The following is a 6,431-nucleotide window of genomic DNA, read 5'->3' as shown; positions in this document are numbered from 1 at the left end:
CGCAGACGGTCTCACAAAGCTGCCCCCGGTACCGACACCTTCGCAGCAAAGCACAGCAAACCAATCAAATTTCAGGACACACCGATGTTGGACGCAAACGTAAAGAAACAATTGGACACCTATCTGCAGAATATCGTCACTCCGATCGAGATCAGTGTGTCCGCCGACAGCAGCCCCAAGGCTGTTGAACTGAACAACCTCGCCAGCGAAATCTCCGACCTCTCCAGCAAGATTGAATTGAAACAGGAGAGCCGCAAGCGCACTCCGAGCATGGCCATCGCCCCCGCCGGAGAGACTCCGCGCGTCAGCTTTGCTGGTATCCCCATGGGACACGAATTCACCTCCCTGGTACTCGCCCTGCTCCAGGCCGGCGGCCACCCGTCCAAAACAGATCCGGAACTGCAGGAGCAGATCCGCAATATCCAGGGTGAATTCCACTTTGAAACCTATATCTCGCTGTCCTGCCAGAACTGCCCGGACGTGGTCCAGGCGCTGAACCTGATGGCGAAACTGAACCCGAACATCACCCACGAGATGATCGACGGTGCTCTGTTCCAGGAAGAAGTCGACGAGCGCCAGATCATGGCGGTACCCGCGGTCTACCTGAATGGCGAGCATTTCGGCCAGGGCCGTATGAGCCTGGAAGAAATCGTGGCCAAGATCGACACCGGCGCCGAAGCCCGCAAGGCGGAAGAATTGAACGAGCGCGAGCCCTACGACGTACTCGTACTGGGCGGCGGCCCGGCCGGCGCGGCTGCGGCTATTTATGCCGCGCGCAAGGGCATCCGCACCGGCCTGGTGGCCGAGCGCTTCGGCGGTCAGGTGATGGACACGGTGGGTATCGAAAACTTTATTTCCGTGCCCTACACCGAAGGCCCGAAGCTGGCGGCGAGCCTCGAGCAACACGTGAAGGAATACGGGGTGGATATCATCACCGGCCAGCGTGCCGCTGAACTGAAGCGGGACAAGTTGATCGAACTGCAACTGCAGAGCGGCGCCACCCTTGCCAGCAAGTCGGTCGTCCTCGCTACCGGCGCACGCTGGCGCGAACTGGGTGTACCCGGTGAGGCCGAGTACCGCACCAAAGGCGTGGCATACTGCCCACACTGCGACGGCCCCTTCTTCAAGGGCAAGCACGTGGCAGTGATCGGCGGCGGTAACTCCGGTATCGAAGCCGCCATCGACCTGGCAGGTATCGTGAAGCACGTTACCGTGCTGGAGTTTGCCGATACCCTGCGCGCGGATGAAGTACTGGTACGCAAGGCCCGCTCCATGGCCAATATCGACATCATCACCAATGCGCAAACCACCGAGGTACTCGGCGATGGCAGCAAGGTAAACGGGCTGCAGTACACGGATCGTGTCAGCGGCGAGAGCAGGCAACTGGATCTGGCGGGCGTTTTCGTACAGATCGGACTGGTGCCGAATACCGAGTTCCTCAAGGACAGCGGCCTGGAAATGAACCGCATGGGCGAGATCGTGATCGACAATCGCGGCGCTACCTCGATTCCGGGCGTGTTCGCCGCCGGTGACGCCACGACCGTGCCCTACAAGCAGATTGTGATTTCCATGGGTGCCGGCGCCACCGCTGCGCTTGGAGCCTTTGACCACCTGATCCGCACTTCCGTCAGCGACGAACCGACAGAAACCCTGTCGATCGCGAGCTGATCGCAACACCAGACCCAAACCCGGATGCCGGTTTCCCAGCGGTATCCGGTCCTCCCTGGCGGATACCCCAACCGCCACCACTGGGAAACATCCTCAATGATTGCAGCCGGCGCCAGCCGGCTTTTTTTTGCCAATTTACCAGACCGTCGCCTCGCCAGAGTGGCGCTTAAATTCGTCTACGCTTTCTATAACCACCTTCTCATTAGATACCTTCGCAGACCTTTTGTGAGCCGAAAGTGAACAAAAAGGGAGCGAGAAAGGGAGTGATCATGCAGACAATGACGCGCAGAGCACCTGCCTGCTTCGCCTTTTTGCTGCTGAGTGCCGTCCTAACCGGACTTTGGCTGTCCGGTTGTAGCAACGATGATGGGGGTAAAACGGTATCCGCCCAGCATGAAGATATGACTGCAGCGCCACAGGGCGCGAACGACACAGGTGTCGACAATCAGACCGATACCGATCGCCCGGATGTGGCGATGAGCGATGAATTTCTCAAAGACCTGGTCACCCGGTCATACCAGTATGTGGCCATGTACAACGTCAACAACAAGTTTGCCGCCAAACTTGGAGGATGGAACGCCTGCGAAGCAGATACCGCGCTCAAGGACCACACGACACGCGAAATAGCACGCCCCAACAACGACACGTTGTATGTAAGCTGCCTGCTAGACCTGCGGACCGAGCCCGTTATTCTCAAGATCCCCGCATTTGATACCGACTACGCGTCCCTGATGATCACCGCTTACGATCACTACGTGAACGTTCCCCTGTCTTCCCGTGTAGGCGACTTCACGAAACCGCTGACCCTGCTCATCTACAGCGAACGGACACAAAATTATGATGGCAAGCCGGTCGAGGGGGTTGATGAGGTATTTGAAGCCACCGGCGATTTTGTCTCCGCGGTATTTCGCGTGATGCCCCACGGCCAGGATAAAGACCGATTTGCCAAAATCGTCGAGCAGATGAAAAGTGTCACGCCGGTAACGCTCAACACCTTTCGCGGCAAGCCGGCCGTTCCAGTAGAAGCAGCCGAATTTCCGGCGGTTGGTGAAACCGATGTCGCGGTGTTTGGCGACAATCTGTTCGAAGTGATGCAGTTTGTGTTCAACCACACCACGTTTTCTGCAGACAACCCTGAGGACCAGTCGATATTGGCACTGTACAAGTACTTTGGTATTCAACCGGGTGATACCTTCGATCCAGCCAAGGTCGCCAGTATCAATAAGCGTCGTATCCGGGATGTGGCGGAACGCATCCAGAATGAAACACTGGCCTCTAGTGCAGACGAAGAAAAAATGGCCAGATTGCAGCCCAAAATGTTCCAGCCCAAAGGCGAAACCGACCTGGAAACCCTGCTGACCGTGTCGGTATTTGGTCCCATCGGCCTGCCCCAGGAAGAAGCAGTCTACCCAAGCGTCAGCACCGCGGATGGCGAACCGATGAATGCAATGCACGACTACGTGCTTCACATGCCCGCAGAGGATTTACCCCCTGCGGGCGCCTTCTGGTCGCTGACCCTGTACGATCTGAAAAACGGCTTTTTCATCCCCAATGATCGGAAAAAATACAGTGTCGGTGAAAATGCGGGAATGAAGCTGGATGACGACGGCGGTATTTCAATTTATATCGCCAAAGACAAGCCGGACGGTGTGCCGGAAGAAAACTGGCTCCCGATCGAACGCAAGGACCTGGACCTGAGTCTCACCATGCGCCTCTATGTCCCGGATCTGGAAAAGCTCCCCGGGTGGTCTCCCCCGAAAGTAGAACGGGTTACCGAGTAAAAAGACCTCAAGGCTCGATCCTACTTCAATATGCGCACACTTTTCCGTTGCTTTTTTTACGATACTTTACTGGTACCGCGGCCTGCCGCCTGATAATGTTTCCTATCTGAAAATTGCAAGTCAAATCTGGTCGGCAAATGCCCGCGGCCCGCTTTGACGATTAATCCGAATTTGGCTGAAACAGGAGAATCACGTTATGTCTCTCAAGTCCCTTGCGCTGCTGTCCCTACTGGCGCTGCCAGTTACCGCCCTGGCCGACTGGCAACTGGCCGGAGGAGAATCCAGTGTCAATTTTGTTTCCGTCAAAAAATCGACCATTGCGGAAACCCATCACTTCAAAAGCCTGAGCGGCACCATTGCCGATGACGGCAAAGCCAGCTTGACCATCGACCTGGCGAGTGTGGAAACCAATATCCCGATTCGCAATGAGCGCATGCAGAAAATGCTGTTCGACACCGCGCAATTTGCCAAGGCGACCATTTCCGCACAGGTGGATGCCGGTAAGCTGGGGGCAATGAAAGCCGGCCATACCGAGACTGTTTCCGCAGACCTCACCGTTGATATTCACGGCTCGCAACAAACAGAAAAGGCCCTGCTGCAAGTAACGGCCCTGGACGACAATCGCCTGCTGATCACCTCCACCGCACCGATCGTGATCAATGCCAGCAACTACAAACTGCTCGAGGGCATTGACAAACTGCGTGAAGTCGCTGGTCTGGACAGCATCAGCCCCCTGGTACCAGTAACCGTCAACCTGATTTTTACCAAGCAGTAAGCCATCCTGTTTACGCACCAGAAATGCCATAGAGTCAGAGCCCATGCCCACAGCAAGTCATGATGGTCGCGATATTTACTACGAGTGCACCGGCACAGGCCCGGTTGTGGTGCTGCTGCACAGCTTTCTCTGCGATGGGGAAATGTGGAACCAGCAGCTCACTGCGCTGGCTGAGAAGTACCGGGTCATCAATGTCGACTTGCGCGGCCATGGCAAATCCGGTGCCGCGGATACGCCACTGGATATTTACGCGATGGTAGAAGATGTGATCGCGGTGCTGGATCACGAGCAGGTCGCCAGTGCAACCTGGGCAGGGCTCTCGATCGGCGGCATGATCGCATTGCGTGCAGCCCTCACCCGCCCCGACCGGGTGAGAGGCCTGATATTGCTGGACACCCACGCGGGTACCGAAACCCGCTTCAAGATCGTCAAGTACAAGGCCATGGTAGCAATCGCCAAGGTACTGGGAATATCGCCGCTGCTCCCCACAGTGGCCAAACTGATGTTTGGCAAACAAACCCTGGAAACCCAACCGGGGCTGGTCGAGTACTGGAAGAAAAAGTTCGCCGCCATGTCGCTGGTGTCGATTGAGAACGTCGCCAATGCCCTGTGCGCCCGGGATTCGCTAAATAGCCGCCTGTCTTCCATCAACCAGCCCGCGCTGGTGCTGGTGGGCCATGAAGATATCTCGCTGCCGCCCGCATGCTCTGAGGCACTGGCGGCTCGCCTGCCTCGCGCCCAGATCAATATCATCCCTCGCGCCGGCCACCTCTCCACGCTGGAGCAGCCGCAAGCCATTAACCGGGCCATGCTCGATTACCTGGCAGCCTACGCCCAGCAGGAAGACCCGGTATCCGCCTAAGCTCGGCAGCGGCTTAGTCGGTGCAACTTCGGGCCCGGCTCCCGGTCAATGCCCTTTCCTCAGCCTCGCTCTTACCCTAGAGGCAAGGCAGCCAACTGGTCACGGCCACCTCCTCGCGCTACACCTGAAGCGTAACAAGGCTTGGCCAAGCGCCGCCCAGATCCGTTAAAATGCCACGGATTCCCCAATATCCGCTGAGACAGGTTTCCCCCATGGCTTCACTTCAGGACCAACTGCTTAAGGCCGGACTGGTCGACAAAAAGACAGCCAAACAGATTGGCAAGGAAAAGCGCAAACAGAGCAAAGTGGCAAAGAAGTCTGGTGAAGTCCAGGTGGATGAGGCCAAGCAAGCCGCGGAGGCCGCGCGCGCAGCCAAGATTGCCCGGGACCGGGAACTGAATGCCCAGCGCGAGGCCGCTGCACAGCAGAAGGCGATTGCCGCCCAGATCAAACAGTTGATCGAGCGCAACAAGCAATCCAAGGGCCCCAAAGGCCAGGACGATATCGCCTACCACTTCACTTTTGAGAAAAAAGTGAAAAAGATCTTTGTCTCCAGCGCAGTCCAGGATCACCTGACCGCGGGACGCCTGTTGATCGTCGGTGAGGGAGACCACTTTGAGCTGGTCCCCCGGGTGGTGGCGGACAAAATCGCCGAACGCAACCCGACCATGGTTGTGCAGCCACCAGAGAACAATACCGCGGTAGATGAAGACGATCCGTATGCGGATTACGAAATCCCCGACGATCTGATGTGGTAAGCGCGCAGAAATTTGATGACCGATAGTGATCCGGTAATTGCCCAGGTTGAGCGATGGCTGCAGGACGTAGTAGTCGGTCTCAATCTTTGCCCCTTCGCGCGCAAACCCCTGCGCGCGCGACAAATTCGTTTTGTAGTGAGCGATGCCACCAGCGATGAAGTGCTGCTGGAGGAGCTGCAGGATGAGTTTGAGGTGCTGGATCGGACATCCATGGAGGAAGTGGAGACCAGCCTGCTGATCCTGCCGACTCACTTACAGGACTTCCACGACTACAACTTCTTCCTCAACGAGGCGGAATGGCTGCTGAAGCGCCAGGGCTATGAGGGCATCTACCAGATTGCCAGCTTCCACCCCCACTACCAGTTCGCCGATACGGCACCCGAGGATGTGGAGAACCTCACCAATCGCGCCCCCTACCCCATCCTACATCTGCTGCGCGAAGAGAGCCTCGAGCGCGGCCTGAAAAACTACCCCGACCCGGACAGTATTCCTCGCAACAATATCCTGCGGGTAGAGTCACTCAGTGACGAGGAAAAACGGGCGCTTTTCCCCTACCTGTTTTCCTGACAAAACAGGCCTGCACGTCA

The 6,431-nt window shown here is 57.1% G+C and carries 6 protein-coding genes; all 6 read left to right on the top strand.

The genetic code is table 11. From position 1 onward, the window contains the following. Positions 1–84: 84 nt before the first annotated feature. The 6 genes from ahpF (at position 85) to B4U49_RS08315 (ending at position 6,411) form a co-directional block, all read left to right on the top strand. Positions 85–1,668 carry an alkyl hydroperoxide reductase subunit F gene (gene ahpF / locus B4U49_RS08340; protein ID WP_078084119.1) on the top strand — a complete coding sequence of 528 codons (1,584 nt, stop codon included), beginning with the start codon at positions 85–87 and terminating at the stop codon, positions 1,666–1,668. 269 nt (positions 1,669–1,937) lie between these two features. Continuing rightward, the gene (locus B4U49_RS08335) at positions 1,938–3,449 is read left to right on the top strand and encodes a DUF1214 domain-containing protein (RefSeq protein WP_204903016.1); all 1,512 of its coding nucleotides are present in this window, start codon (positions 1,938–1,940) and stop codon (positions 3,447–3,449) included. A 196-nt stretch (positions 3,450–3,645) separates the two neighbouring features. After that, positions 3,646–4,224: a YceI family protein gene (locus tag B4U49_RS08330; protein WP_078084118.1), complete on the top strand. Its 579-nt coding sequence runs from the start codon at positions 3,646–3,648 to the stop codon at positions 4,222–4,224. 43 nt (positions 4,225–4,267) lie between these two features. Then, positions 4,268–5,086: an alpha/beta fold hydrolase gene (locus B4U49_RS08325; RefSeq protein WP_078084117.1), complete on the top strand. Its 819-nt coding sequence runs from the start codon at positions 4,268–4,270 to the stop codon at positions 5,084–5,086. A 212-nt stretch (positions 5,087–5,298) separates the two neighbouring features. Further along, positions 5,299–5,844 carry a DUF2058 domain-containing protein gene (locus B4U49_RS08320; protein WP_078084116.1) on the top strand — a complete coding sequence of 182 codons (546 nt, stop codon included), beginning with the start codon at positions 5,299–5,301 and terminating at the stop codon, positions 5,842–5,844. A 15-nt stretch (positions 5,845–5,859) separates the two neighbouring features. Beyond that, positions 5,860–6,411 (top strand): DUF1415 domain-containing protein, encoded by a 552-nt coding sequence (locus tag B4U49_RS08315; RefSeq protein WP_078084115.1) that lies wholly within the window; start codon positions 5,860–5,862, stop codon positions 6,409–6,411. Positions 6,412–6,431 lie beyond the last annotated feature (20 nt).

The sequence above is a fragment of the Microbulbifer mangrovi genome (genome assembly GCF_002009015.1).
GTDB lineage: Bacteria > Pseudomonadota > Gammaproteobacteria > Pseudomonadales > Cellvibrionaceae > Microbulbifer > Microbulbifer mangrovi.
Note: the sequence above shows the minus strand (reverse complement) of the source record. Positions and strands in the feature narration are given on the sequence as shown.

What these genes read in the sequence shown, in the direction of transcription:
- ahpF (WP_078084119.1), top strand. Translation starts at nt 85, where the DNA reads ATGTTGGACGCAAACGTAAAGAAACAATTGGACACCTATCTGCAGAAT.
- B4U49_RS08335 (WP_204903016.1), top strand. Translation starts at nt 1,938, where the DNA reads ATGCAGACAATGACGCGCAGAGCACCTGCCTGCTTCGCCTTTTTGCTG.
- B4U49_RS08330 (WP_078084118.1), top strand. Translation starts at nt 3,646, where the DNA reads ATGTCTCTCAAGTCCCTTGCGCTGCTGTCCCTACTGGCGCTGCCAGTT.
- B4U49_RS08325 (WP_078084117.1), top strand. Translation starts at nt 4,268, where the DNA reads ATGCCCACAGCAAGTCATGATGGTCGCGATATTTACTACGAGTGCACC.
- B4U49_RS08320 (WP_078084116.1), top strand. Translation starts at nt 5,299, where the DNA reads ATGGCTTCACTTCAGGACCAACTGCTTAAGGCCGGACTGGTCGACAAA.
- B4U49_RS08315 (WP_078084115.1), top strand. Translation starts at nt 5,860, where the DNA reads ATGACCGATAGTGATCCGGTAATTGCCCAGGTTGAGCGATGGCTGCAG.